The following is a 24,654-nucleotide window of genomic DNA, read 5'->3' on the forward strand; positions in this document are numbered from 1 at the left end:
TTAGGCACCGGCGGCCACCGTCGTCAGCGCCACGATCGTGACGGGCAAGGGTTGGTCCTGGACCACGAAAATCGGGGCGTCATAGCTCCACCCGGCCGGCGGATGGATCGAAGCAATGCCGTCCTTCAACGCGGGCGCCGTATCGTAGTTCTCGGTACTGCGCTGGTTGAACGTGGTCAGCTTGTCGATCTTTTGCCCCGCCCGGATGTTCGAACTGTCCTTGACCCGCAGCGCGAGCTTGCCGTTGGTCTTCATCATGCCTGTGCCGAACGCCGGGAACTGTTCAAGGGTCAAAGGCAACGTCTCGAGGACCGCCTTGATCGGCAGGCCGACATGCACCTTGCCGGCGGGCACCCCCAGCTCGATCTTGCCGTTGGTTACCGTCTGTCGACCGACGACGCCGCCGTCGGCCAAGATATCAACCTCCTGCCCTTCCAGATGAGGCACGTAGAACGTCGTCTTTGGGGTACCGACATAGCTCACACCGCAATCGACAAAGAAGCTATCCGCCAGCGTCGCAAAACGCCGGGTTGAGAAGCGTTCTATATTGCGCACCGTGCGCCCCTGGATCGTACGCCGCACCACGACATAGACGGCGTCCTCTGTCCCCTCCGGCACCGTGCAGACGCTCTCGAAGGCGCCATTGACGGTCACGTGAAGGTGCCACGCGGCGACCTTGTGCTCGGGCACGTAGGTGAGCCCAAGCAGGGCGCCATCGGAGCGGACGCACCAGGCGATCGGGTATGGCGCCTTCTGGAAGGCCATGTCGACGATGGTGTAGCCGTCAAAAAGTTGCGGCGCCATCAGCGAGATATCGTTGGCGCTGTACTGGTTGACTTCCCAGTCGTAGCTCATTTCGCGCATGCGCGTGCCGGACTGCTGAATAAACAGCACCGACCGCGAGGTGAGGATCGGGCGCACGTTGTTGCAGCCGACATAGCTTTGCGCCTTGACCTCAAAGGTGCTCGGCGTGAGCGCGTCACTGTTCTGGGTGACCAGTCGCCATTCGACGTCCTCGGTCAGGAGGAGCAGATCGGTCAAGGCGACGATATGCTTGATGGTGTTGTTTTCTCCGGAGACGATGCGGAACGAGATGCTGTCATCGTCCTGGGCGGGCACCGATGCGGTCAGGTTGCTCTCGGTGCCGGGCTTCGTCATCCACCCGTTCTGCGGCCGGTTGTTCGTTCCCCCGAGCACGCGCCTCTGGGCGTAATAGCCTACCGCTGCCGGGTAGTCCCCCGGTGCCGGGAAGGGGTTGGCCAACCCCGGCTCGGGCGGCGTCCGGAGCACATCGGCCGCGATATTGTCGTCAATGAACTCAAGGAGGGTCGTCTGCCCGATATAGCCGTAGAGCCCGTTGCGCAGCTTATAGACATTGTAGCGCGCCGCCTTCGTCACGGCCGGCCAAGTGATCTTGTTCGCGTTACCCGCCGTCGACAGGTTGTTGGACACTTCGATGCTGCGAACCTCGCCGCCCGCCGTCCAGGTTGAAAAACTCGTCGTATCGACGACGGTGTCGTCGGTAATGCGCTTCAACGACAACGAACTGGTGGTCGGCACCGTGTTGACTTTGTAGATCCCGTCCGGGATCTGGGTCATGCCGCCGATATTGACGATCTGCACCCGGGCGCCGACGGGTAGCCCATGCACGACGCTCGTGCTGATGACGCCGGGATTGGCTTTGGTGATGCCTGTAATGCTGAACGATGCGACCACCGCTGTGCGAGGGTAGCTCTCGTCAACGCCCGTCGCGTCAACAGCAGTAACCGCGTATTCGTAGGCGACCGCCCCGGAGCCCGTCTTTACCGCCGCTGCCGCGCTCGCTGGCTGGGCCAGCGACGGCGCCCAGGTTGCTTCCACCAATTGCCAGCTCGCCGCCCCAAGCCGCCGCAGCTCGCGCACGGGGTGATTCGGATGCGCCAACGTAATGACGTCCTTGTCCTGGGTGTAGGTGATATCGAACAGTTCGCTCTCGAGGTAGGGTGACGCCAAGGTGTAGACCCGCGCCATCGTGCCTGAGACGAAGGCCGCGAGCGCCGACGTGTCGAGCAGGTTCCCCGCCATATCCTGCAGCGTTAAACTATCTGCCGTGGCGCCGCTCACCCGGAAGAAGCGCCCGCCCAGCTCGGGCATTCCGACGAAGTTGTAGAGATACACCCACTCGTCGTTGGAGTAGCCGTGTGCCACCTTGTTGACGACGCCGGGATTGGCTTGGCTGATAGAGGTGATCGCCTGCCCCGTCTCGAGCAGCGTCGCGCCATTGGTGTGGAAACGGATCGCGCCGCCGCCTAGCTCGATGCAGGCCGTCTGGGCGCGGCTGTAGTTGAAGCGGATGACGCGGACTTTCTTGGTGCTGTCCTTCGCCTCATTTACGAACTTCGACCCCGCCCGGTTCTGCGCCGGACCGTGCGGCAAGATCAGGAAATTGTCGGCACGCGCGACGCCAGTCTGGAACTTATCCAGGTCCAGCCGGCCGAACATTTCGGGCGAGATGACCCCGCCGGCGAAAGAGCGAAAGAGCTTTGAGGTGCGGTCCGCCATCAACGCGCCCCAATCCAGCCAGGCGTATGCGTCGGCTCGGCGTTCGACAGGTTGGCGTCAGTGCCGGTGGCTTGGCCGAACGTGACCTGGAATTGTTGATACATCTGCCGCGCGATCTTGCCACCGGCGAGTTCCTTGAGGATCGGGCCGCAGAGATACGAGGCCAGCAACCAGGAGAGCGCCGTAACGAAAAGCGGCGGGAACTTGTCGGTGTTCGTCACGCGACCAATGCAGATCAGCGTGACGATGGGCTCCTTGGCGAGGACCGTCTCGCCTTCGATCTTGTAGACGACCCCCTCGTCTTCCTCGTCGGCATGCTCGTCGCGCAAGGCTTTGATCGGCTTGATGATGCCGGAGGGTAGTGCATAGGCGTAAGGGTACGCCGCCGTCGTTGCGCCGCCGACTTCGGCCAGCGACGTCTTGCGCACCTTGGCGAAGGTCCAGTCGTGGAGCGCGAGCAGCGCGTCGCGCGCGATTGGGTAGAACCGCGCGCAATGCCCGGCTTGAGCCGAGCCGTCCGCCGGGCTGATCGACGTGACCTCGGCGTCATCGGCGAGGTGACCGAGCGCCAAGTTGCAGATATCGACGACGGAAGCCACTATGCCCTCCTGCGGCGGCGCCGCTTGATAACGATCAGATCGCTAACAATGACTGCCGGGGGCGACCCCCCCGACGGAAACCAGAAGAACAGGTAATGCGTGGCGTTCATTGCCGGTCCTTTGGATTACAAAGCGTCTCGACTAGGCGATCATGCCCATTAGACCTTGCGGAGCCAGATGGCTGGGACCAGAAGAAGAAGATGAGCATCGGTTATGCACCAACTCCAAGCAGGGAGTGACTTCCCTTCTGAACAGGACCGGACGCAGGAATTTCTGCAAAGGTCACGCCGATGCTATGAACTGTTATTGACCCACTTGTCCCACCGACGATTTCGTAACTTATTTCGTCGTTGTCATCGATGTCGTAATAGTCAGAGCTGTTTTCGTACCATCCGGCCCCGCCGGATGCTGTAATCGTCGTCGTGATGACGGCAGATCCGTTCACCATCAACTTGAGTGTCGCATTAGCCGAGTAAGTATTGGCGGACAGGTAGCAGCGGAGGTTTTTGATCCGCGCGGCGAAGCCAACCTTTACGCGCTGATTTGCTTCATCAGAAAGATTGAGGAGCGAGCCAGCAGCAGTAACGTATGTTGGCGTCCCTGACGCGGTAATAGAGCTGCCAAAGGCACTACCACACACTGCGTCACTGTTATTATTGGTGGACTTGAGTGTGGCCCCGGTCCGAAACAGGACCAGATCTTCCAGCCCGGCCCCCAGCGTCATCGAAATGCAAATCAAGTCACCGTCTGCAAGGCTGATACCCATGCCGGTTACTGTTTGCAGTCCAGTCGCTCCGGCCCCAAACGTGATTGGCGTCCCTACATCGACTCCATTGATGTTGACGCTGAAAACACTGTCATTAAGGCGCAGATTTGAATTAACAAAAATCTGAAAAGCTTCGAGGCTGGTATAGCCTCTATTCTTCCACTGGACATTCGCGATTGTCGCCTGACCATCAGCAACCAGTGTGCCGCTGATGGGGAGGTATCGCGTTGACGACGGGACATCGCAGGTGGCGACACTCGCAGCCGCATGGAAGCATCCGTGACCGCTAGCAAACTGGACATTGGCGCGAAACCACCGGAAATTCGGTGTCGTACCGGTGTCGGTCATGGCGAGGTTAAAGAGATCGCCTGCCGATAAGGTGTCGGTGTGGGTCGTATCTTCTGCAGTGCCTGCTCCGGTACGAGAAACTACGTTTTGACCGTTCGCCCCGTTTTTTCGGAACTGGACCGTATTAGAACCTGAACCGCCGCTAGCAATGCGAACGCCCAGGCCGGTAAAATCCGCTCCTTCCGTAGCCGAATATTGACAGTTTGATTCCGTCGAATTTGAAAGTGCGCCGAAAAAATTCGTTTCACTGCCGGACGCGACGGAGGCGTTATTCCCGCCTATAAGTAGAGCCTTACCCATTAGACCTCGACATAGACCAAGCAGCCATCCACCGAGACGGCGCCTGACAGTTCAAGGTTGAGCAATGTCGCGGCGGCGGTTTCAAACCACCCCACCGGACTGAACGGCAGGGTAAAGCCGCTATTCGTCGTCAAGTTCATCTGGCCTGAAAGAGCTGTGCCGCCCGCGCCTGACTCAAAGCGAGCGTTCACCGCGCCTGCCGCGACCAGGACGCAGGAAAGGACGCGGATTTTTTTGCCGGATACTGCAGCCACCAGCGTGTTATCGCCCGAGGTAGCGGCATCGATGATGGCGAACTTCGGCGTCAGCGCAGTCGTGCCATTCATGATGGCGTCGGTCGCAAGCTTGGCGGCGATGCTATCGACAGTCGCGGCCCGTGCCTGTGTGGAAATGGCGCCGTTGGCGTCGATGTTTAGGCCGCGCTCGTTGCCGGCGGCGTCGCGAAGTTGAACGTAAAGCTCACGGCGGCTCGACATGCGAAGGTTGCCGAACCGGTCTTCGGTGATGGCGGTCGGGGTCACGTCATCGAACTGCGCGACATTCACGGCGGGGAACAAGCCGGCCCCGCTCGACTGGTTCATCGTCGCCGATGCGGAAAGGTAATAGTTCTGGGAGCCGTCCTGGATACCGATGACCGTTTGGCTGGTGTCAACCGGCAGGCCGCTATTCGTGGCGACATACGCCGGGCCGCTATTCGTGCGGTAGGCCAGGGCGACCGGCATCATGTTCTGCACGGTGACACTGGTATAGTCCATATTGACCAGCGGCACGGCCTCGCCGCCGATCTGGATAAGGTTGCCCGGCAAGCCGTTCGTAGCCGTGACCAGCGCCTGCACACCGTCCGCGCCGTAAGCGACCTTACCGTAAGGCCAGTATACTCCGGCAGCGTTATCTACAGCGAATGGCGGGCCTAAGCCGTCCGTCGAATTGGCGGCTACACTACTGCTCATGCCAACTTGTCTCGTAGCTTGGCGATGTCTGTGTTTATTTTGTCAAGCTTGCGCTCTGCATCTGCGACCGCGCTATTGACGCGGGTCAGTGTCTCACCGGCCTCCAAGCGCTTCGCCTCAAGCGCTACGATATCGTCACGCACGCGCTGTGCGTCGCCTTCCGCTGCGCCGCGGAGTGCTTGTGCTTCCTGTTCTGCCCTTGCCTTTGCCGTCTCCACTTCAGCTTCAGCAGCACTGCGGAGCGTAGCCGCATACTCCTCTGCGTCGCGCTTGGTACGATCAGCCTGCTCCGCCAACTCAACGAGCTCCTGCTTCGCCTGGTCGACCTCGCGCAACAGCGCGTTACGGCGGTCCAGCACTTCGCTGGTTGCCTGCTCGATAGAGCCTAACTTCTCGAACGCATCGGCCAGATCGAACATCTGACCGAAGCTGTTCTTGAACTTGCGGATCTGCTCAACAGCCTTCTTCACGTCGGTCATAGATCACCATTTGGCCAGTAGGACGAAGGCGATTTCCGTAGTGCCATCTCCGCCACTAACGCGGGGGCGCAACCAACGCGTCAATTCGGTCACCGCTTCAAGCTTCGACGCGGTAAACGTAAGGCTGTTACCCTGCGGATCAGTCAGCGGGAAATATGACACGCCGTCGTTCGAGCCCTCGACGATCACGCTTGCGCCACCGAACGAACCGCTGATTTGAACCGATCGGTCAGCGAACTGAGCCGCTTCAACTGGCTCCCCCGTCTCGCTAGCCAAGAGCGCCGGCCACGTCGTGATGGCCACGCGCTGGTTCAAACTGTCCGGGATTGCGGTCGTCTTGGCCGTGCTCATGTGTCACCTCGGAAGGAGAAGACGCGGGGCCGGAGCCCCGCGTTTCCAGTCAGGCCAGCGGTTCCTTGCCGTCCCCGCCAGCCGCCCCAGGTTTCGGAGCGCCGGTCGTCTTCGCGCCCGATGCCGTCTTTGGCGCCGCCAGCTTTTCGAGGTACGCGACCTCGGGGCCGTTGTAGTCAAAGACGTCACCGGGTTTGCGGAGAGAACCGCCGTGAAAGCATTCAGCCAGAGCCTTGTGGAGAGCCATTGTTCTATCCTTTCCTGCTCAGGCCTCAGAGTCCGTCCGGGATAAGATTGCCAAGCACCGTCGGCTCCTGATCGGTGAACCACGCGTCGACCGTGATGGTCGGCGAGGTGCCGGCGAGAGTGAAGGCGGCGCGGATGTAACGCTCGTTGGTGAGCGGCACCGCGAGCGCCATCAACTTGCCGGCCGGAGCAGCCGCGGCGCCGGACAACGTCTCGGAGGTCACTAACGTGGTGGCCGAGGAGAACGACGAGTTGTCGTCGGTCTGGATCGAGAAGTTGAACGTCGGCGTGGTGCCGCCCAACGCCACCTTGATGGCGACGATAAGCCAGAGCGGGCGGCCCGGGCCGACGTCGCGGTCGGTGCCAAGATCGACGGCGTCGGTCGAGGCGCTGGTAGCAGCACCCGTAACCGCCTGGTCGGTGGCCACCTGAAGTCGCTTGTCGATAATCATGCTTGCTGTCCTTCTGTCAGGGGGTTCCGGGCGCCGCTTACGAGACTTGGCTCTCGGTGTTGAGGATCTTGTCGACGCGCTTGAACGGGATGCCATCCATCGCGACGACCTTCTTGCCCATCACCGTTTCCATCGTCAGGGTCGAGGCAGCGACCTTGTTGGCGATCTGACGGCGCAGGAAGCTGCGGATGGTGCGGTTGGCGTAGAACACCGGGCGGCCGAGGCCGATGGCGGGCAGACGTTCCACCGCCTGCGCGAGCAAGTCGATAAGATCGGCGCCGGCCGAGGCGTTCTTGGTGAGCGCGGTAACGTCGATATTGGCGATACGGACCGCATAGCGCCAATCGCGAACCGACAGGCCGCAATCCCAGCGATAGTGCGTGCGGTAGGCTTCCATGCGCCCGCCGGCACCGTCGACGTTTTCGATGGTGACCTGCCCCTTGTCATTGATCTGCAGGCCTGCCTTCGATCCCTTCGGATAGATGCAGTGGATCGTCTGCGGACCCCAGCACAGGAGCCAGATCGAGGTGAGGTTCGAGGAGCCGCCACCCGAGATGATGTTGTCGCCCGAGGCGGCCGACAACGAGTTGTAGCGCGGCGCCAAGCCGGTGAAGGTCGCCGGGTTGGTACCTTCATTGCCGTAGATCAGCGAGGACGCGAATTCCTGGTTGAAGCCTTCGATGATGGCGACCTCTTCCGACATGCGGAAGGCAGTCGTATTGCCGTTGAGGTCGACCAACGCCTTATCGACCTCGGCGTAGTTTTCCATCATGCCGGTGTTGTCGGTGACCTGCACGGTCGTGCTCTTGGTCGGCTGGACGCCGCCATAGAGCTTGCGCCAAGTCGGCGACGGGATGCCCGTGCGGACCGTGGTCCGATGGCTGGTCGGGCCGTTGGCTTCGATGAAAGTTGCATCATCGAGAATGTCGTTGGTGAGATTGAGGATCTCGACCACCGTGTCGACGTTGCCGTTGTGGTCCAGACGCTTCGCAACATCGGCGAGGGTCGGGTTCACTGCGGAGAGAATGGCCATTGCTAACTGTCCTTCTTAGCGTTTGCTAAAGTGATAGGCAAAAAAGGGGCTCACCCCTTCGCCATCGACGGATACATCTTAGCCAGCGGATCGACCTGTCCGGCCGAGGGCTGACCCCGCTCAAGCATGTCGTCGGAGATAAGCTTGCCCAACTTGGCGAATGCCTTGATAAGCGCGGGGTTGTTGCCAAACCCGCTATCGTTGAGCTCCTTGCGGAGCTCGGCTCCGCCAGCGAAGTCAATCACTCGCTTACCGAGCGCGAGATTGGCCGGGAGCTTGTCGCCCCCAATCTCGGGATCGGCCCTGGCGTCCTCGGCCCACTTCACGTGCTGGGCCTCGATCGCTTCGAATTGCTTGGTGATGATCTTCGCGCCGAAATCGACGAGCTTCTGAGCGTTTTCCTGCGTCAGGTTGAGCTCTTTGGCGAAGGGCACGAACTCGGACAAGATATCCTTGTCGAGCTCCACACCTTCTGGCGCTTTAAAATCCGCGTAGGCTTCCGGTGCGCCGGCTGGCTTTTCATCCTTTTTGTCGTCGGCCTTCTGCTGCTCCTGGCCCTGCTGATCAGCCTGCGACTGCTGCTGGTCCTGGCCTTGCTTCTGGTCGCCGGCAAGGGGGGTCGAACCGTTGGCGTTGTCGGTCGCCGACGCCGCGCCTTGCGCATTGTCGCTGGTCGCACCGTTACCGGCGCTTTGCGTTCCGTTCGCCTGGTCGTTCGTTGCCATCCGCTCTGCTCTCCTGTTGCATCGCTGTGTACCTATCGGGGCAGGCTTCCATCACATCCGCGAGGAAAGTCAGCCCGACGTTGCGCTCTCCCTCCTTGAAGGCGGTCGAGTGCGGGTCGCCAGTGAACGACGAGTGGTAGAGGTGGGCCCTACTCAGGAGCCGGTGCATGAAGCGCCTGCCCCGCTTGTCGCTCATCAGCCATCGCAGATCTTCCAACTCGATGCGCCGTCGGTGCGCTTCCGTCTCTCCGGCTTGTGATCTCGCGGCCTGTTGGCCTTGAAGATCTAGCGGGTCGTGATCTGCAATCGTGTGCATCCTAACTCCGGCCTAAAGCGTCATGCGCCACCCCGCCTCAGGCAGCGGCGCCGGTGTAGCCCTGGAACATGTTGATGGCGTCGGTTAGCGCGTTCTTGCCGCTGGTGTCCGCCGAGGCGAGGTCCTTGGCGGCACCGGCCGCGACCGGTGCCATAGCGGCATTCTGTGCGGCCTGTTGCTGCTTCGCCCGATCCTGCCGAACCAGCGCGACCTTCTCGTCGGCCACAATCAGCGACGGATCGACCCCGAGCATGTCGGCGTAGCGGTCCACCAATTGATCCGCGTCGAGCTTGTCGACGACCTCAGGCTTGAGCTGCGCCACCGACCCGATGACACCGAGCAGGCGGTCGACCGAGGCAACACCAACGGCGCGCTGCGCCTGGGCCAATGTCGAAATGAATTCAATGTTGAGCTCCATGCCCTGAAGCTCCTGCGGCGGCGGCGGCAGAATACCGGGAATGCGAGCGGCACGTTCGAAGGTACGGTCGACCAAGGGCGACAACGCCTCGTCGTGCAGACGTTCCAGGACCGGGCCGAGCATGAGGAGCTTCTCCTCGTGCCGCTCGGCCACCTCGCGCGCCGTGATCCCGGAACGATCATCATTGGCCAACATCATGAAAAGATCGGCATAGAACGCCCGGTCAATGCGTTGGCGTACGTCCTGGATATCGAGCAGGAGGTGCGAGAGGTCGAGCTTCGTCTCGAACATCGTCCTGACGCCGCCCTGTCCGCCCGGCATGTCGACATACGAGATGCCCCCCGGCAGCTTGTCGATCGACCCCACCGAACTCGCCGGGGCCTGCAGCGGCGGCTCGGTCATGTAGTCGATACCCTGCGACTTGCGGAGCTGCTCATGCTGCAATTGCTTGATATCGCCGATGGCTTCCATCGCTGGTGACCAACCGTAGATGTCGCCTGAGGTGACCACCCAACGCGGCGCCAGCGCCGGGAAGCGGTCATAGCCGGCGTCGCGCAATAGGCCCAGATCGTTCGACGCGCCGGCCTCGAGATAGATTGAGCAGAACGCCTTGTTGCGCCCATCTGCCTTGCGCAGGTTGCGCTCCTTGCGCGGCTCGATGGCGTGCATGACCGGGATCAGCACATCGTAATTGCTCTGGTTGTAGTGGTTCTGCACGGTGGTCGAGCAATTGTCGAAGCCGAACTTGTCGACCATCTGCTCGACGCTGAGCTCAAGATCGCGATAGAGGGTGTTGACGACGCCACGGTCGTCGACATTGAGGGAATACTCACCGGCCGTCAGCGGGTGGTGCCGCATGAAATCTTCGTAGTCATCTTCGATGATGTCGGCAAAGGTGCCGAATGCGGAAAGCTCGTCATACATCGAATGCAGCGCCCGGTAGGTGTTCGAGCGCGAGAAGATATCGCGGAGCACGTCGCCCGTGTCCTTGAGCCACAGCTTCACCGGATCGTAGTCGGCAAGGTCCTTGTCGGACAGGGTCAGACGGAACCAGGGGCGCGCCGGGCTCGACATGCCGGCCATGAGACCAGCCGAACAGATGCGATGCGCGTGGCCGCCGGCGCTGTCCAGGATTTGCTTGTAGCGCGAATACTTGGTGGCGGAGCGGTCGCGCTCGCCTTGCCAGTTGAACCGGCCGAGGCGCGGGATCAGATAGTCCGTGATCTCGCGATACTCGCTCTCTCGGTTGCTGCGGATGTTAAGCAGCGCCTGCCGACGCTTAAGCTTCAGCTTGCGCATCTCGGCGGGCGATTTCAGCGCGCGCTGCTGTTCCATCTCACGCCCCCAACAGCGTGTTGGCGCCGGTATTGATCGAGTTGAAGTCGACGCCCGTGGCGCCCGCCAACAACGTGCCGCCTGGCGCGCGGGGGCCCGTCGCGGCCTTCTTGCGCGTTATCGGCACATCCGGTGTCTTCTCAGCCTGTTGCAAAGGCTGGGTTTCCATCTTGGGCATCTTTGGTGACTTGCCGCCGCCGCACATTGCCTTGCCTCAAAAAGTGGTGTTGCCGGGATTGGCCCTGCCGCCACCAGCCGTGGCGCCAGCGCCGGCGGGCTTGTCGCCCTGCTTCTTGCCTTTGTCCGGATCCTTGTCGGCCCGCTCCAACTCCGCCGCGGCGCGCTGCGCTGCTATCGTTCCGTGGAAAGAGCCGGGCATGCCGGGGAAATCCTGTTGGACCTTCTTGAGGTTCTTGTCGAAGGCGGCATTCCACCCGGGGTTCTGGTTGTAGTTGTTCGGCATGCCGCCCACACCGATGGCCACGGCGGCACGAAGCGGCCCCAACGGCCCGGCCGCTGCGGACCCAATCGTTGCCGATTGCGCGAAGTCCGAGAACGATGGCGAGACGCCGGTGCTGCGCGCCGTGTCGATAGCATCGGCGTTACGGGTCGCCGCGCCTTCACTTTCGTTCGCGTTCGCGTTGAAGGAGCCGAGCAGCGAGTATTTGCTTCGCTTGCTCGTTCCCGAAAGCGCCTGATCCTCGCTACCGAGCAGCGTGCCCGCCATTCCGTCACCTCATCCGGTCGAGCGGATGGTAGCCGTGCGAGCCCGAGTTATGCGCCATGTCGTGCCTCATGCGGTCGAACGGGTCGTGGGGTGGCCGCGCAGGGGCGTTGGCACCGGCCATGAATTGATCGATCTTGGGCGTTTCGATGGCGGCCAGGATCACGGCGCTCGCGTAGTCGGGCGACCGCTGGATACGTTCAATGATCTGGTCGCGGCTTTCGACGTAGATTGTGCGGCCTACCGTCCACCAGCGCGGGGCGCACAGATCGGCGAGCAATCGGCTATCGCGTGGCAGGGCGATGCCGTTGTTGGCCTGCGGGTCGAGCAGTTCCCGCATCCGCCACCAGAGCTGACTGCGGAGATTCGAGAAGGTGAGCAGGCCGCTCTTGTCGGTGCCTCGTGCGCTTTCCGCTACGTTGATGCCGAGCACCTGGGCCCGCGCCTGTTTCAGGAAGTCATAGGCCGAGGCGCCGACGCCGATCACGTCGACATGGATAGGCGCGCGGTCGCGCAGGTTGGCAATTGTGAGGCCCGAGACGATAGCCCCGTCTGGCGTGGCCCGGCCGGGGTAGCACAGGAGCTCGTCGAACCACCAGCCGTGGCGGCGCGCGAGGACGGTGTTGTCCTTGCCGCAGCGGGCGACGTCGACGCCCATGCTATCCATCGGGGGCAGGACGTCATGCGGCTTCCACCGGTCCTGAGCGAGTTGCACCCAGGCGGTGGGGATGACCTGTTGCGGATCGTCTTCCATGCCGGCGGTGAAGTCGCCATAGAGCATCTGGGAGCGCAGTGGCTCCGGCAGGGATTGAAGCTGGGCCATGTAGCCGGTCCCCATGAGGTACGGGTTGTCGGTGATGCGCGAGGGAATGAACGTGCGCGATTGCGGCTCGATCAGCTCGGGGCCATTGTAGAAGGGCGCCCCGTCTGGCACCTCGATATCCCGCCCGTTGACGGTGGCGAACCAGCGCAACTCGCCCGGCACGGCCGGCGCGGGGTGGCTCGGATCAAGCCAGGGGGCAAAGTAGTCTATGACCCAGCGTCCTTCCGCCGTGGTCGGCGGGTTGAACGTCATCAGGACTTGCTTTTTCTGCCCCTTGGTCGTGGTGCGCAGCCAGCCCATAAGGAACCTGACCTGCGATTGCAGGAGGCTTGTCGTCTCGTCGAAGCCGATGAAATCATGCGGCCGGCCTTGGTACTTGCGCTCGTCGCCCGCGTTGGGGGTTGAGCCGAATTCGATCTGCCGACCGACAAAGCGCCAGATCATCTCCTTGCCGTTGAGCCCGTCGCGCGACCCGTTGAGCTCGGCAATGCGGTCGACGATGGCCGTCAACTCGGTGCCGTTGCGGCGGATGATCATGCTCTTTTCGTGTTGAAGCATGGCCTTGGCAACCATCAGGTCGGTCTTGCCCCCGCCGGCGGCGCCCCCAAACCCGATCACGTCCGCCTGGCTCTCCCATGCCATTTGCTGCGGCCCGGGCAGCGGCCCCCAAATGGCGGATTTCATTCCGCGCAGGAGGGCGTCGAGGTGCGTTAGCTCGGATGGTGAGAGATATTCGAGGAGCCCGGGCTGGATCACTCGACCAGATCCTTGCGCTCCTTGGCCCGAGAGAGGAGCTCGTTGATCAGGCGCAGGCGCTGGCTGTCATCCAGGTCGCCTGTTGCCACCGCGCCTTTCAGGTTCACGTCTTGCTTGTCGCCAAAGACGTCGCGCCGCTTGGCGCGGAGCAGGCATTGCAGATTGCTATCGGACTTGCGCGTGATGAAGCCGACGACCTCGCCCTTGTAGAACACCGGCTCCTCGACGCCGTCGATCGCCCGATTGCGAAGCTCCTCCTCGGCCTCGTCAAGGAGCCCTTCCATCGCGTCTTCCCATTCCTGCGCAAAGACGGGGTCGTCCGCCTTGTGGGCGACGACAGTGGAACGCGAAACACCGACCGCGGCGGCAGCCCGGGTAATGTTGCCGTGGCGGCGCAGGTGCAAGAGGAAAGTCGCTTTGGTGTCGGTGTCGAATTTCATGCGGCGCAGTCTAGCGCTGCGCTGAAGTCTCATGCGCCACGGCGCGGGCAAAGCAAAAGCCCGCTCGATAGATGTTCGCGGAGCGAAACGAACTACCGAGCGGGCTTCAAGTCCGAGGCTTTACGTCGAACGCTGGCAGGATACCACGGGGCTAAAGATCGTCATCGCAAAAAGAAGGCACCGCTATTCCTTGACCTTCTTCCACCCCGCGATGGTTTGCGCGCGGCGCGTGTAATTCAGGATATCGCGGATGGTCCGGCGCGACACGCCGAAAGCCCGCGCCAACGAGGCCGCGCTTTCGCCACTGTCCTCGTGCCGGTCACGTATCTCGTCGACCTGATCTTCGGTCAGTTTGGAGCGCGGATGTGAGCTTCCGATGCGTCGGCCATACTCATTGACGGCCACCCATTTCGTTTTGCCGAGGGTCATGACGGGCGCCAGCCCCGACCTGCAATTTTTTGCAAGTCGTAATTCTCTGCGGGTTGGGCCTGCCCTACCTCCCTACCTGCCCTACCTTTTGCTCTATGTTTCCCCCCGAGCACGATCCGGGCCCGGCCTAGGAAAATAGCGTTTTTTACTTTACCTTCCATTTTCAAGAAAAAGGTAGGGCAGGTAGGGCAGATATAAGACAAACCATTGTGCAGCCTGCTTTTTTCGCCATGCCCTACCTCACGATTTAGGTAGGGCAGAGGTTGGGCAGGTAGGGCACCCTTCAATCCGCTATTTTCTGCGATGTCGTAAAAAATTACGTGTTGCATCCGCCCCTCCCCGCCTACGCCTTGACCCAACGCCAAGAGCGTTGTGCTCCAACCGCGACCCGCATACGCGCGTAACCGAGCCTCTTGAGGATTTTTCCGGCGCGCATTTCGTCGCTTCGCTTGATGTGTTTGAGGTCCATTCCCACCGCCGCCACGAGCACCTCGGCGACCGTCACGGCTGTTCTTCCGGTCGCGGTCGTCTCGCCCGCCAACGTATCTTCTTGGTTGAGATACCTCTCAATTGCATCGTCCCAAGTGTCGGTCACTTTGAAATCGCCATGCACCTCTCTGGCCAGCTTCTCGGCGTCTTCAAAGTCCACCCCAAACAGTTCGACCCTCGTCAATGCCTCGGCGTAAAGCTGCTCCCGCGCCGCCTCGAGCCCGTCACGGTCCAGCTTGGTCACCCTTACAGGGAGGTAGCGGCGCTCGCCGGTGGCGTCCTGCAGGAACTCGTCTTCATTGGTGGTGCCGACACAGATGAAACGCCGCGTGATCTCGCTTTTGGCCTCCTGGTACTTGCGCACCAGCACGTCACGCTGCTTGGCCAGCCAGACTTTATGCTCGTTCTGGTCCCGCTTGCCGAAACCCTGCAATTCACCGAGCTCGACCAGCACCGTGCCGTGCGTGTGGCGGGCCCGCTCATCTTCCGACCGGCCGAGATCAAGCTCGATATGTTCACGCGGCGTCGGCGCAAGGACGCTGAGGAAGGTGCTCTTTAGCGCGCCCTGCTCGCCCACCAGAATGGGCACCATGTCGGCCTTCACCGGCGCTTCCGCAGCCAGCATGCGCGCCACCAGCGCCGTCATGAGGTAACGCCCCACGGCGCGGCTGTAAGGCGTGTCATCGGCCCCCAGATAGGCCGGGAGCAGCCGCTCGACCCGCGAGATGCCATCCCAAGGCGGCAAGCTGCGCAGCCAGGCGACGGCGCTGTCATAGCTGTTGCGGTCGTAATGGGCGATCAGCGCGTCGCGCATGATCTCCTTGCCTACCGGCATGAAGCGGAACGGCGCGCGCTCGAGGCGCTCGCGGATCTTGACCACGTCCGCGTCGGTGATCTCCCGCGGCGGCTCTTTACCCCAGGCTACGGTGCCGACCTGCCGGAAGGTGTCGTAGCTGATGGCGCAGCCCAGGATGGTATCGAAAGGCAAGGTGGCGGCGAGGTGCGGCAGGGTCGCCGTTACCCGCCCGGCCTTGTTGCGGGGCAGCTTGAGCGCCAGAAAGCGTTCGACCGCCGCCCTGTAGATATCGGCGTCGTCGCCGCCCGCCGGCGCGCTCGTGGCCCCCGGGGCGATGATTTCCCCCGTGACCAGCGCCAGCTCGAAGCCACACTTGACCCTGAAATCGTGGTCAGACCGATGGGCGCAGGAGGCGTGCAGGCACTTGAAATGCCCCTGCTCGTAGCCGTTGGTGAAGGCCGGGTAATAGAGCGTCGAGGTGTCGCCGGCCGCGCCGGTCGAGTGCCCCTCCTCGAACGGGCAGCGAATGACAAGCGAGAGGTCCGCCTTGCTGTCATGCACCCAGGCGTTCTCGAGAAGGAATTTGGCGACAGGGTCGTTGACATGCACCCGGGCCATGACCTCGGTGCGCGGGGCGTTCGAGACGCGACTGTCCTGCATCGGCGCGATACCGAATTCGGCCTGCAGGGCGTCGACCATATCCTCGACCTCCCGCAGGGTCAGCCGTGGAACGAGGTCGGTATCCGGCAGGCCCACCGCGGCGCCGTCGCTGCGGGTCCAACGGTAGCGCTCACCGCTGGGGTGGGTACCGGCTGCGATCCATTGCTGGCCGGTGCCGAGGATTTCAATGTTCCCGTCGCGCGTCTTGATGACCTTCTTAGAGAAGGCGGTACCACAACTGAAGGGCACGAGACGCTTGCCGGAGTTATCGCGGTAACGCACCGGCAGATGCGTCAAAAGATGGTCCTCAAGGAAAGCGATGACGCGCCGCGCCTGGTCGTGGTCGCCAATATCGATATCGACTGCCTGCAACCCGTCGACGCGCGCCTGAACACAGATCGAGTAGCCGCCATGTTTGGCCCACCCGTCGGCATCGCTGCCCGATGCGCTATAGGCGGTCCACTTGCCGAAACCGACCGCCTCGTTGCCGGTGTAGCGGGACGGGATTTTGCCGAGCTGGTCCGGGCGCAGTTTCGACCCCGACTTGATCACGGCGCCCGGGTCCGCCACGGCCGGCAGGAGCGCGGTGACGATCCCTAGGTCCTTGATGAAATGACGCCACTCGGCGGGCGTTGCACCCTTGGTCCGATCCATGAAAGCCCCTGCACTTCCGTTCGACTTAAGCCTCGGTAATCGTTGTCGATCGGGCGGGGTCAGGAGCTCTCGAGCGCGCCTTCCTTAGGCATAGCCTCGTAGCCGAACTCGGACGCGATAGCAGCATCGCCCAGGCAACGCTGGGCGAAAGCGCAACCGCGACAGGTCGGGCTCATATCGGTACGAAGCAACTTGGGCAGGCGCCGTTTGACGTCCTCGCCACCCTCGGCGCGGATCCGCTCGGCAGCGGCCTCCAACCTGCCAGCCAGATCGGCGGTCGCGGTGCGCCCGTAGGCGGCGTCCGGATTGGAGAGGAAATAGAGATAGCTGACCTTCGTGCCGGCATATTCGGCCAGCTTGACGCGCTCACTCGCGGTTGCCAGTCGCAACCACACCTTTAATGCGTGCATTCGTTTACCTGCAAATTTGCTAATAGTTAGCAGCAGTTAAAATCATAGCAATTGCTAACTATACCAGCAAACGGGGTGCCTTCTTTTTTTCGCTAGGAATATTTTTGCAGATGCTAAGAATTACAAAAGCTATAATGTTGACAAAGCATGCATATAGATCAGGGCGTTGATAGCGCCCTTTAAGAGGGCTCCGTCATGAGCATCGCGATTACCGACGTCCGCAGAGACAATCTGCGCAAGCTGATAGATGCAATGGGCGGTGCCACCGCGCTGGCGTTGAAGCTCAAATACGCCAACGGCACCTATCTCTCCCAGTTGGCAGGACCGAACCCCACACGCACGATCGGTGAGAAGGTCGCTCGCAACATTGAAGAGACGTTGAAGCTACCGTCCGGCTGGATGGATACCCAAAACGCTGACTTGGCTTTCCGCGCCTGGGCCACCTCTCCCCACCTACCAGCATCGTTACGCGTGGTGCCGAACCAGAAACTGCTCGCGCAAGGTAAGGCTGAGGCCGCCGAGCGGCAGGAAGCCGAGCGCCACGTGCAACAAACGTTAGACGACATCGACAGGGTCATATCCGAGGCCAACCAAGTATCAGGCGCCGCCGAGCAGACGCTACAGGATGCAGTGCGCAATCTGGGTTTTAAGGTCGTCCGTACCGTCGCCCTCAACGAGGACGGACCTCGGGACCTGCCGGTGTTTGGCCAAGTCCAAGGGGGCTTCGACGGTGTCGAGGTCGATTATCAGAACCCGGTTGAATACATCCAGCGTCCGCCATCACTGTTTGGCGCTAAGAAGGCGTGCGGGGTCTACGTAACCGGAGACAGTATGGAACCGCGCTATTACGCGGGTGAGATCGTGCTCGTTGACCCCCGGAAGCCAGTCCGCTCGGGCGACTTTGTCGTCGTCGAGCTGCCCGACCACAGGGCTATTGTGAAGCGCCTGGTCCGGCGCAACGATAATGGCGCACTCTTGTGCCAGTTGAACCCGCGTGAAGAACAGCATGTCCCGCGGTCGGGAATTGTCGGCCTCTATCGAATCGTAGGAACGGTGACGGAATGAGAAAGCTAGCTCTTATTGCATTGCTCGCCCTAAGCGGCTGCGCGACGGAATACTGGGTAAAGCCCGGCGTCGGGTACAAGGCAACCGCGGCCGATCTTGCCGAGTGCCGCAAAGGCGCCGGCAACTACGCGGTCATGGCGCAGACGGAGCAACCCTGCATGGTCGGCAAAGGCTACCAAATCAGCACGACGCCACCCACCACTCCGTAACCACCAAGCAAATCGGAGGCACCCCCTCCGATTTTTGTTCTCGTCAATATTAGCATTCGCTAACTTAGCACCTGCCAATTAATCCACCCCAGCAGGAGCTAAGCCCCATGTCGCTTGAAGCCCAGATTGCGGCTCTCAATACCAATATCGAGAAGCTGATCACCCTCCTTGCCAACCCGATCCAGGTTGTTCCCTCCACCGAAACCCCGCTGCGGACCGAAGTCCAGACGGGTAAGGCCAGCTCCGGCAAACCCAACCCGGAGAAGGAACCCGCAACGGGGGGCAAGCCCTCCGCGAACGACGCGCCGCAGGCGCAGAACGCGAACGCCGCCTCAATCCCCTATGACGACGTCAAGGCGGCAATTCTCAAGTTGTCCGCCGCCAAGGGCCGCGATGCCGCCGTTGCCGTCTTGAAGCAGTTCGGCGTCGCCAAGGGTACCGAGCTCACGCCTGAGCAATACCCGGACGCCCTCAAGGCGTTCAGCCTCGCGCTCGACACCACCGACGCCGCGGTTGCCTAAGATGGCCGCCGCGCAGCACGCCGAGATCTTCCCGCCGAGCAGCGCTCAGCGCCGGATGCTATGCGCCGGCTCGGCGGTGCTCGAACGGGGCCGCCAGCGGAAAGCGACCGAATACACCTCGAGCGGTACGGCCACGCACCAGCTTTCCGAATGGTGCCTGACCGAGGGAACCGACGCGGTCGCCTATCTCGGCCGCGTTATCGAGGCCGATGGCTTCGATAACGAAGTGACGGCCGAGAGGGCCAAGCGTGCCCAGCTCTATGTCGACACGGTGCGCGACCTGCACAAGGTCGTTGGCGGCGAGCTTCACGTTGAGCAAGCTCTGCCGATCGCCTGGCTGACCCGTGAGGAAGGCGCCGAGGGTACCGGCGATGCGGTCATCGTCGGTGCCACCGAGCTCGTCGTGGTCGACCTCAAGGACGGCAACAAGCAGGTCGAGGCCATTGGCAACGCGCAACTTGCGATCTACGCCGCTGCCGCGCTCGAGCTTCACGCCCTGGTCAACGATTTCGAAACGGTGCGGATGGTCATCGTTCAGCCTCGCCACGACAGTGTGCAGGAATGGGTGTTGACCGCCGACGAGCTCAGGGCCTGGATCGCCGAGAACGTCGCCCCCGCCGTCGAGAATGTGTGGACGGCGCTCAAGCCCGAGGTCGACCTCGCCGACTTTCTCAACCCCGGCGACGAGCAGTGCGGTTTCTGCGCCGCCCGCGCCACCTGTTCCGCCCTCATCGCCCAGGCGGGTGAGCTCATCCTCAACACGCCGGCAGCGACGGCCGACGATTTTGAAGACCTCACCGCCTCGAAGGCCGCGGCGCCGAAACACGCCGAGGCCGAGATCATCGGCCGCTTGCTTCCGCATCTCGATCTCATCGAGACGTGGGTCAAGGCCGTGCGCAGCCGGGGCGAGGAGCTTCTGCATTCCGGTATCGACGTGCCGGGATACAAGCTCGTCGAGGGTAAGCGCGGCGCACGCCGGTGGGTAGACGCCGACGAGGCCGAGAACGCGCTGAAGGCCATGCGCCTCAAGCGTGACGAGATGTACAGCCTGACCCTCATCTCGCCCACCGCCGCCGAGAAACTGCTCGCCAAGGACAGCCCCAAACGCTGGAAGGCGCTGCAGAAGCACATCACCCAGTCGGGTGGTAACCCGACCGTTGCGCCGGCCAGCGATCCGCGCCCGGCACTCACCATCAAACCAGTCAGCGACGAGTTCGAGGATCTAGCCCTCGCAGAGAGCGCGGACGACTTGGTCTGAATTCTCACCAATATCGGGAGTTGAACCTATGTCGATTATCCAGCTTCGCAACGTCCGTCTCGCCTTCCCCGTCCTTTGGGAACCCAAGACGGTGCAGGGTGAAGGCGAACCCGCCTACTCATCCGCTTTCCTGTTGCCGCCCGACCATCCGCAGATCAAGGAGATCCAGGATGCCACCGAGCGCGTCGGCAAGGAGAAGTGGAAGGACCAGTGGCCGGCCGTGAAAAAAGCCCTCACCGCGTCCGACAAGCTCGCGCTGCATGACGGCGACACCAAGGCGCAGTACGCCGGCTATGAGGGCAATCTGTTTATCAACGCCCGCTCTCCGGCCAATAAGCGTCCTTTGGTCATCGATCGCGACAAGACGGTGCTGATCGCCGCCGACGGGCGCCCCTATGCGGGGTGTTTCGTCAACGCCTCGCTCGAGATCTGGGCGCAGTCCAACGGCTACGGCAAGCGCATCAACGCCTCGCTTCGCGCGGTCCAGTTTGTGAAGGACGGCGATAGCTTCGGCGGGGGCACCCCGGCCAATGCCGACGAGTTCGACGACCTGTCGAACGGTGCCGACAACCTCGAAGACGTTGCGTAACCGATCGGCGGCGAACTAACACGTAACAGAGGGTCAGGGAGCTTAACGGTCCCCTCCCTCGGCCGCTGCGTCACCCCCATAACAGGAGCAGCCAATGTCTGATTTCTCATCTTCGCCTCCGACCTGCAACATCTGCGGCGAGCCGATGCCCCCGGGCGAGGAAGTGTTCAAATTTCACGGCTACAGTGGCCCTTGCCCAAAGCCGCCCCTCGCCGGCTCGGCCGAAAAGACCGGCTTTGATTTCAGCGGTGCGCTTTCGCACCTCAAGATCGGGATGAAAGTCGCGCGCCAAGGCTGGAACGGTAAGGGTATGTTCCTCTTCCTCGTTCCGGGCTCGACCTTCAAAGTCAATCGCCCGCCACTACTCGGTATCTACCCCGAGGGGGCCGAGGTCCGGTACCACGCCCACATCGATATGAAAACGGCCCAGGGCGATGTCGTCCCTTGGTTAGCCTCGCAAACCGATGTGCTGGCGAATGATTGGGTGCTCGTGCCGTGACCGTGCCCCGCCCCGTCAAGCGGTACCGCACCAGCAAGCCGGCGCCCTACCTGCACCCCTCGGGGCGCGACAGGGCAGAGCGCCGCCTTGAGCGGTACGCCCGCCGGCTCGAGCGTCTCGGCCTCGACGCCAGCGACGACAAGCACTTTCCCTCCCACATCCTTCGCAACGTAGGTATGCAATGAGCCAGATCGGACACAATTCGGGCGGCATCGCCGCCGACCACCTAAAATCCTTCATCGAGCGTATCGAGCGTCTCGAGGAAGAAAAGGCCGCCATCGCCAACGACATCAAGGAAGTCTACGCCGAGGCGAAGGGCACCGGGTTCGATACCAAGATCATGCGGCGCATCGTCAAGGCCCGCAAGATGGAACCCAACACCCGCGCCGAGATGGCGGAGCTTCTCGACATCTACGCCCGCGCGCTGGGCATGTCGGATATCGTGTGATGCTCGCCCAGCAGGCACGGCGGCGCTTCGCCTCCAAATCGATGACCGACCCGTCCGATGTGGTGGCTCTGCAGCCATCGCACCCGGCGGCGCAGGACGGTCGCACGGTCTACCCGTCGACCGTCGTGTCGGCGGAGGCGAGCCCGCGCCTGCTGGTGAGCGGCTTCAATAGCCGCAAGATCGGGAGCCACGTCACCAAAGGCGCCTGGGCGGGCATGCCGATCTATACCCTGACGCTCGAGGAGCGCGCGACCTGCCCTCGCTCTTGCGCGCATTGGCTCGATTGCTACGGCAACGCCATGCACTTCGCGCGCCGGCACGATAGCGGCCCCGCGCTCGAAGCGCGTTTGTCCGCCGAGCTAGCCCACCTCGCCGCGCAACATCCGGCCGGGTTCGTTGTCCGCCTCCACGTGCTGGGCGACTTCTACAGCGTCGGCTATGTCGGTCGCTGGCATACCTGGCTGCGCCAATTCAAGGCACTTCACGTTTTTGGCTATACGGCGAATAGCCGCGCCACGGCCATCGGCGCCAACGTCGAGGCGCTGAACATTCTTTTTCCCGACCGTTGGGTCGTGCGCTTCTCCGGCCAGCTGCGCGAGATGGGCGCGGTCACGATCTATCACCACCCTAACCAGCCACGCATTGCCGAGGGCATCGTCTGCCCCGCCATGACGGGTGCCACGACGTGCTGCGGCGCCTGCGGCCTGTGCTGGGCCGAGACAGCCAAGAAGGACTGCATCGTCTTTATCGCGCACGGGAAGAAGCGCCGCGGCGTGGCGAGGGCCGCATGATCGAAACCAAGCCCTCCTCTCGACCGGATCAGCGCGCCGCCGATATGGCGAACATAGCTGACCTGCGGCTTTCCTTCACAGACAGCACCCCCGCTGCCGAGATCGTCATCGAAGTTGTCCCCGTATGGGGGGGGATAAAGCGCATTCAGGTAGACGCCCGCCGCGCGCGGGAAATTGCTTACCGGCTTGACGCTATGTTGCGCATTCTACAGGACCGCTAATGCCTCGTACCCTCTACCTCGATCTCGAAACTTTCAGCGAGACGCCGATCAAAGACGGCACCTATCGGTATGCGGCCGACGCCGAGATCATGTTGGCGGCTTACGCCTGGGACGACGATCCCGTGACGGTGCGCGACCTCACCGACGATGCCACGCGGGACGACATAGCGGCAGAGATTGACAAGGCCGACATTGTCGTCATTCACAATTCCATGTTCGATCGCACGGTGCTGGGCGAGAACGGCATCGCCCTCCCGGTTGAGCGGATCCACGATACGATGGTGCAAGCCTACTGCCACGGCCTCCCCGGTTCCCTCGGGGTGCTGTCCGAGATATTCGGCCTGCCCGTCGACAAGGCCAAGGATAAAGCCGGCAAGGAGCTCGTGCAGCTATTCTGCAAACCGCGCCCCAAGACGGCAAAGATTCACCGCGCCACCCGCCTCACCCACCCTATCGAGTGGCAGCGTTTCAAGGACTACGCCGGTCTCGACGTCGAGGCGATGCGCGCGCTCTACAAGAAGCTCCCCCGCTGGAACTATCCCGACGGTATCGAATATCAGCGGTGGGTTCTGGACCAGCAGATCAACGACCGTGGCTTCGCCGTCGACGTCGAACTGGCCGAGGCGGCGGTGCGCGCGACCGAAGCGGAGAAGAAGCGCCTGGCTGTCCGCACCCAGGAGCTCACCGATGGCGAGGTCAGCAGCGCCACCAAGCGCGACGCCCTTCTGCGCCACATCCTGGAACAATACGGGGTCGACCTTCCCGACATGAAGAAGGACACTCTCGAGCGTCGTCTTGAGGACCAGGACTTGCCGTGGCCCGTGCGCGAGCTGATCGGCATTCGCCTACAATCGGCCACCGCCAGCACGGCTAAATACAAAGCGATGCTGAAAGCGGTCGTAAACGGTCGCATGCATGGCACGCTGCAGTTCTCCGGCGCCCAACGCACCGGCCGTTGGGCCGGGCGCACCTTCCAGCCGCAGAACCTTCCTCGCCCCGACATGAAACAGCACCAGATCGAGGCGGCGATTGAGGCCTTCAAGCTGGGTGTCGAGGATATCGCCGTCGAGGACATTATGCGCGCCGGGGCCAACGCCCTGCGCGGCCTGCTCGTTGCCGGGCGCGACAAGAAACTGGTGGTCAGCGACCTGTCGAATATCGAGGGTCGCATGCTCGCCTGGCTCGCCGGCGAGGAATGGAAGCTGCAGGCGTTCCGCGACTATGACACGGTCATTGGCATTGACGATAAAGGCAAGCCCATCCGCAAGGGGCACGACCTCTACAAGCTCACGGCGTCATCGATCCTCGTGAAGCGGCCGGAGGATATCGATGACGACGAGCGCCAGGCCGCGGGCAAGGTGCCGGAGCTCGCCTGCGGCTATCAAGGCGCCAGCGGCGCCTTCGCTTCGATGGCTGCAATCTACGGGCTGGATCTGCCCGAGTATCGCGTCAAAGAAATCGTGCGGTCGTGGCGCGCGGCCAATCCCAACATCGTCAGCCTGTGGGCGGAGCTCGACAACGCGGTGCGGATCGCGATCAACGTCCCGGGTCGCGTGGTGGAGTGCCGCAAGGTGAAGGTGCGCCGCGACGGCGCCTGGCTGCGCATCATCCTGCCGAGCGGTCGCGCGCTGTGCTACCCCTCGCCCCGCATCGAGAACGACAAGATCACCTATATGGGCATGTCGCCCTACTCGAAACGCTGGACGCGCCTTAAGACCTATGGCGGCAAGTTGGTGGAGAACATCACCCAGGCCTGCGCCGCGGAGGTGCTCAAGGAGAACATGAGCAAGGTGGAAGCTGCCGGCTATCAGATCGTGCTCTCGGTGCACGACGAGCTGATCACCGAGACGCCCCAGATCGATGGCGAAAACGGCTTCAGCGCCAAGCAACTCAGCCACATCATGGCCTGGGTCCCCGTCTGGGCGCAGGGCCTCCCGCTCTCCGCCGGCGGGTTCGAGGGCCTCCGATATCGGAAGGGAAGCTAAGGTGCGACAACTTGTCGCAGTTCATTTT

At 62.3% G+C, this 24,654-nt stretch carries 28 protein-coding genes; 10 read left to right on the top strand and 18 right to left on the bottom strand.

Features of this window, described 5'->3' with window-relative positions; genetic code table 11:
* From ACE3OA_RS15865 to ACE3OA_RS15950, 18 genes are all read right to left on the bottom strand, one after another.
* A complete protein-coding gene (locus tag ACE3OA_RS15865; protein ID WP_374312428.1) occupies positions 1-2,541 on the bottom strand; it encodes a hypothetical protein in 2,541 nt (846 codons plus the stop codon).
* Positions 2,541-3,140, bottom strand: a complete 600-nt coding sequence (locus ACE3OA_RS15870) for a hypothetical protein (protein ID WP_374312430.1) — start codon at positions 3,138-3,140, stop codon at positions 2,541-2,543. The genes ACE3OA_RS15865 and ACE3OA_RS15870 overlap by 1 nt, the downstream gene beginning before the upstream one ends.
* A gap of 211 nt (positions 3,141-3,351) precedes the next feature.
* On the bottom strand, positions 3,352-4,554 hold the full coding sequence (locus ACE3OA_RS15875; RefSeq protein ID WP_374312432.1) for a hypothetical protein: 1,203 nt from the start codon (positions 4,552-4,554) through the stop codon (positions 3,352-3,354).
* Entirely contained in the window at positions 4,554-5,504 is a 951-nt protein-coding gene (locus ACE3OA_RS15880; protein WP_374312434.1) for a hypothetical protein, read from the bottom strand. The genes ACE3OA_RS15875 and ACE3OA_RS15880 overlap by 1 nt, the downstream gene beginning before the upstream one ends.
* The gene (locus ACE3OA_RS15885; RefSeq protein ID WP_374312435.1) at positions 5,501-5,983 is read right to left on the bottom strand and encodes a hypothetical protein; all 483 of its coding nucleotides are present in this window, start codon (positions 5,981-5,983) and stop codon (positions 5,501-5,503) included. Before ACE3OA_RS15885 ends, ACE3OA_RS15880 begins: the two co-directional genes overlap by 4 nt.
* 3 nt (positions 5,984-5,986) lie before the next feature.
* Positions 5,987-6,334 carry a hypothetical protein gene (locus ACE3OA_RS15890; protein ID WP_374312437.1) on the bottom strand — a complete coding sequence of 116 codons (348 nt, stop codon included), beginning with the start codon at positions 6,332-6,334 and terminating at the stop codon, positions 5,987-5,989.
* Positions 6,335-6,383: 49 nt separating this feature from the next.
* Entirely contained in the window at positions 6,384-6,581 is a 198-nt protein-coding gene (locus ACE3OA_RS15895) for a hypothetical protein (protein WP_374312439.1), read from the bottom strand.
* A gap of 25 nt (positions 6,582-6,606) precedes the next feature.
* Positions 6,607-7,032 carry a Bbp16 family capsid cement protein gene (locus tag ACE3OA_RS15900; protein WP_374312441.1) on the bottom strand — a complete coding sequence of 142 codons (426 nt, stop codon included), beginning with the start codon at positions 7,030-7,032 and terminating at the stop codon, positions 6,607-6,609.
* Positions 7,033-7,069: 37 nt separating this feature from the next.
* Positions 7,070-8,065 (bottom strand): major capsid protein, encoded by a 996-nt coding sequence (locus ACE3OA_RS15905; RefSeq protein WP_374312443.1) that lies wholly within the window; start codon positions 8,063-8,065, stop codon positions 7,070-7,072.
* A 50-nt stretch (positions 8,066-8,115) separates the two neighbouring features.
* On the bottom strand, positions 8,116-8,790 hold the full coding sequence (locus ACE3OA_RS15910) for a hypothetical protein (protein ID WP_374312445.1): 675 nt from the start codon (positions 8,788-8,790) through the stop codon (positions 8,116-8,118).
* A 353-nt stretch (positions 8,791-9,143) separates the two neighbouring features.
* Positions 9,144-10,859: a portal protein gene (locus ACE3OA_RS15915; protein ID WP_374312447.1), complete on the bottom strand. Its 1,716-nt coding sequence runs from the start codon at positions 10,857-10,859 to the stop codon at positions 9,144-9,146.
* Between the two features lies 1 nt (position 10,860).
* On the bottom strand, positions 10,861-11,028 hold the full coding sequence (locus ACE3OA_RS15920) for a hypothetical protein (protein WP_374312449.1): 168 nt from the start codon (positions 11,026-11,028) through the stop codon (positions 10,861-10,863).
* Positions 11,029-11,073: 45 nt separating this feature from the next.
* Positions 11,074-11,586 (bottom strand): hypothetical protein, encoded by a 513-nt coding sequence (locus tag ACE3OA_RS15925; RefSeq protein ID WP_374312451.1) that lies wholly within the window; start codon positions 11,584-11,586, stop codon positions 11,074-11,076.
* A gap of 4 nt (positions 11,587-11,590) precedes the next feature.
* Positions 11,591-13,162 (bottom strand): terminase, encoded by a 1,572-nt coding sequence (locus ACE3OA_RS15930; RefSeq protein WP_374312453.1) that lies wholly within the window; start codon positions 13,160-13,162, stop codon positions 11,591-11,593.
* On the bottom strand, positions 13,159-13,602 hold the full coding sequence (locus tag ACE3OA_RS15935) for a hypothetical protein (protein ID WP_374312455.1): 444 nt from the start codon (positions 13,600-13,602) through the stop codon (positions 13,159-13,161). The genes ACE3OA_RS15930 and ACE3OA_RS15935 overlap by 4 nt, the downstream gene beginning before the upstream one ends.
* Positions 13,603-13,785: 183 nt before the next feature.
* The gene (locus ACE3OA_RS15940) at positions 13,786-14,031 is read right to left on the bottom strand and encodes a helix-turn-helix domain-containing protein (protein WP_374312457.1); all 246 of its coding nucleotides are present in this window, start codon (positions 14,029-14,031) and stop codon (positions 13,786-13,788) included.
* A gap of 343 nt (positions 14,032-14,374) precedes the next feature.
* Positions 14,375-16,630, bottom strand: coding sequence for a VapE domain-containing protein (locus ACE3OA_RS15945; protein WP_374312459.1), 2,256 nt, complete (start codon positions 16,628-16,630; stop codon positions 14,375-14,377).
* Between the two features lie 59 nt (positions 16,631-16,689).
* A complete protein-coding gene (locus ACE3OA_RS15950; RefSeq protein ID WP_374312461.1) occupies positions 16,690-17,040 on the bottom strand; it encodes a hypothetical protein in 351 nt (116 codons plus the stop codon).
* A 195-nt stretch (positions 17,041-17,235) separates the two neighbouring features.
* Here ACE3OA_RS15950 and ACE3OA_RS15955 point away from each other — a divergent pair, with 195 nt between their 5' ends.
* From ACE3OA_RS15955 to ACE3OA_RS16000, 10 genes are all read left to right on the top strand, one after another.
* Entirely contained in the window at positions 17,236-18,105 is an 870-nt protein-coding gene (locus tag ACE3OA_RS15955; protein ID WP_374312463.1) for a helix-turn-helix transcriptional regulator, read from the top strand.
* The gene (locus tag ACE3OA_RS15960) at positions 18,102-18,314 is read left to right on the top strand and encodes a hypothetical protein (RefSeq protein WP_374312465.1); all 213 of its coding nucleotides are present in this window, start codon (positions 18,102-18,104) and stop codon (positions 18,312-18,314) included. Before ACE3OA_RS15955 ends, ACE3OA_RS15960 begins: the two co-directional genes overlap by 4 nt.
* Positions 18,315-18,421: 107 nt before the next feature.
* On the top strand, positions 18,422-18,835 hold the full coding sequence (locus tag ACE3OA_RS15965) for a hypothetical protein (RefSeq protein ID WP_374312467.1): 414 nt from the start codon (positions 18,422-18,424) through the stop codon (positions 18,833-18,835).
* Position 18,836: 1 nt separating this feature from the next.
* Entirely contained in the window at positions 18,837-20,093 is a 1,257-nt protein-coding gene (locus ACE3OA_RS15970) for a DUF2800 domain-containing protein (RefSeq protein ID WP_374313038.1), read from the top strand.
* 28 nt (positions 20,094-20,121) lie between these two features.
* On the top strand, positions 20,122-20,682 hold the full coding sequence (locus ACE3OA_RS15975; RefSeq protein WP_374312469.1) for a DUF2815 family protein: 561 nt from the start codon (positions 20,122-20,124) through the stop codon (positions 20,680-20,682).
* A 94-nt stretch (positions 20,683-20,776) separates the two neighbouring features.
* Entirely contained in the window at positions 20,777-21,181 is a 405-nt protein-coding gene (locus ACE3OA_RS15980) for a DUF2829 domain-containing protein (protein WP_374312472.1), read from the top strand.
* Between the two features lie 181 nt (positions 21,182-21,362).
* Positions 21,363-21,629, top strand: a complete 267-nt coding sequence (locus tag ACE3OA_RS15985; RefSeq protein WP_374312474.1) for a DUF2312 domain-containing protein — start codon at positions 21,363-21,365, stop codon at positions 21,627-21,629.
* Positions 21,629-22,420, top strand: coding sequence for a hypothetical protein (locus ACE3OA_RS15990; protein ID WP_374312476.1), 792 nt, complete (start codon positions 21,629-21,631; stop codon positions 22,418-22,420). Before ACE3OA_RS15985 ends, ACE3OA_RS15990 begins: the two co-directional genes overlap by 1 nt.
* Positions 22,417-22,641 (top strand): hypothetical protein, encoded by a 225-nt coding sequence (locus tag ACE3OA_RS15995; RefSeq protein ID WP_374312478.1) that lies wholly within the window; start codon positions 22,417-22,419, stop codon positions 22,639-22,641. The genes ACE3OA_RS15990 and ACE3OA_RS15995 overlap by 4 nt, the downstream gene beginning before the upstream one ends.
* Positions 22,641-24,626, top strand: coding sequence for a hypothetical protein (locus ACE3OA_RS16000; RefSeq protein ID WP_374312480.1), 1,986 nt, complete (start codon positions 22,641-22,643; stop codon positions 24,624-24,626). Before ACE3OA_RS15995 ends, ACE3OA_RS16000 begins: the two co-directional genes overlap by 1 nt.
* Positions 24,627-24,654 lie beyond the last annotated feature (28 nt).

The organism is Dongia sp., from assembly GCF_041906375.1.
GTDB lineage: Bacteria > Pseudomonadota > Alphaproteobacteria > Dongiales > Dongiaceae > Dongia.

Bases quoted from the DNA above. Each gene is read 5' to 3' on its own strand.
- ACE3OA_RS15995 (WP_374312478.1), top strand. From the start codon at position 22,417: ATGATCGAAACCAAGCCCTCCTCTCGACCGGATCAGCGCGCCGCCGAT.
- ACE3OA_RS15935 (WP_374312455.1), bottom strand. From the start codon at position 13,602: ATGAAATTCGACACCGACACCAAAGCGACTTTCCTCTTGCACCTGCGC.
- ACE3OA_RS15975 (WP_374312469.1), top strand. From the start codon at position 20,122: ATGTCGATTATCCAGCTTCGCAACGTCCGTCTCGCCTTCCCCGTCCTT.
- ACE3OA_RS15910 (WP_374312445.1), bottom strand. From the start codon at position 8,790: ATGGCAACGAACGACCAGGCGAACGGAACGCAAAGCGCCGGTAACGGT.
- ACE3OA_RS15965 (WP_374312467.1), top strand. From the start codon at position 18,422: ATGTCGCTTGAAGCCCAGATTGCGGCTCTCAATACCAATATCGAGAAG.
- ACE3OA_RS15955 (WP_374312463.1), top strand. From the start codon at position 17,236: ATGAGCATCGCGATTACCGACGTCCGCAGAGACAATCTGCGCAAGCTG.
- ACE3OA_RS15915 (WP_374312447.1), bottom strand. From the start codon at position 10,859: ATGGAACAGCAGCGCGCGCTGAAATCGCCCGCCGAGATGCGCAAGCTG.
- ACE3OA_RS15950 (WP_374312461.1), bottom strand. From the start codon at position 17,040: ATGCACGCATTAAAGGTGTGGTTGCGACTGGCAACCGCGAGTGAGCGC.
- ACE3OA_RS15985 (WP_374312474.1), top strand. From the start codon at position 21,363: ATGAGCCAGATCGGACACAATTCGGGCGGCATCGCCGCCGACCACCTA.
- ACE3OA_RS15940 (WP_374312457.1), bottom strand. From the start codon at position 14,031: ATGACCCTCGGCAAAACGAAATGGGTGGCCGTCAATGAGTATGGCCGA.
- ACE3OA_RS15900 (WP_374312441.1), bottom strand. From the start codon at position 7,032: ATGATTATCGACAAGCGACTTCAGGTGGCCACCGACCAGGCGGTTACG.
- ACE3OA_RS15960 (WP_374312465.1), top strand. From the start codon at position 18,102: ATGAGAAAGCTAGCTCTTATTGCATTGCTCGCCCTAAGCGGCTGCGCG.
- ACE3OA_RS16000 (WP_374312480.1), top strand. From the start codon at position 22,641: ATGCCTCGTACCCTCTACCTCGATCTCGAAACTTTCAGCGAGACGCCG.
- ACE3OA_RS15970 (WP_374313038.1), top strand. From the start codon at position 18,837: ATGGCCGCCGCGCAGCACGCCGAGATCTTCCCGCCGAGCAGCGCTCAG.
- ACE3OA_RS15875 (WP_374312432.1), bottom strand. From the start codon at position 4,554: ATGGGTAAGGCTCTACTTATAGGCGGGAATAACGCCTCCGTCGCGTCC.
- ACE3OA_RS15925 (WP_374312451.1), bottom strand. From the start codon at position 11,586: ATGGCGGGCACGCTGCTCGGTAGCGAGGATCAGGCGCTTTCGGGAACG.
- ACE3OA_RS15905 (WP_374312443.1), bottom strand. From the start codon at position 8,065: ATGGCCATTCTCTCCGCAGTGAACCCGACCCTCGCCGATGTTGCGAAG.
- ACE3OA_RS15885 (WP_374312435.1), bottom strand. From the start codon at position 5,983: ATGACCGACGTGAAGAAGGCTGTTGAGCAGATCCGCAAGTTCAAGAAC.
- ACE3OA_RS15880 (WP_374312434.1), bottom strand. From the start codon at position 5,504: ATGAGCAGTAGTGTAGCCGCCAATTCGACGGACGGCTTAGGCCCGCCA.
- ACE3OA_RS15890 (WP_374312437.1), bottom strand. From the start codon at position 6,334: ATGAGCACGGCCAAGACGACCGCAATCCCGGACAGTTTGAACCAGCGC.
- ACE3OA_RS15990 (WP_374312476.1), top strand. From the start codon at position 21,629: ATGCTCGCCCAGCAGGCACGGCGGCGCTTCGCCTCCAAATCGATGACC.
- ACE3OA_RS15945 (WP_374312459.1), bottom strand. From the start codon at position 16,630: ATGGATCGGACCAAGGGTGCAACGCCCGCCGAGTGGCGTCATTTCATC.
- ACE3OA_RS15865 (WP_374312428.1), bottom strand. From the start codon at position 2,541: ATGGCGGACCGCACCTCAAAGCTCTTTCGCTCTTTCGCCGGCGGGGTC.
- ACE3OA_RS15920 (WP_374312449.1), bottom strand. From the start codon at position 11,028: ATGGAAACCCAGCCTTTGCAACAGGCTGAGAAGACACCGGATGTGCCG.
- ACE3OA_RS15980 (WP_374312472.1), top strand. From the start codon at position 20,777: ATGTCTGATTTCTCATCTTCGCCTCCGACCTGCAACATCTGCGGCGAG.
- ACE3OA_RS15895 (WP_374312439.1), bottom strand. From the start codon at position 6,581: ATGGCTCTCCACAAGGCTCTGGCTGAATGCTTTCACGGCGGTTCTCTC.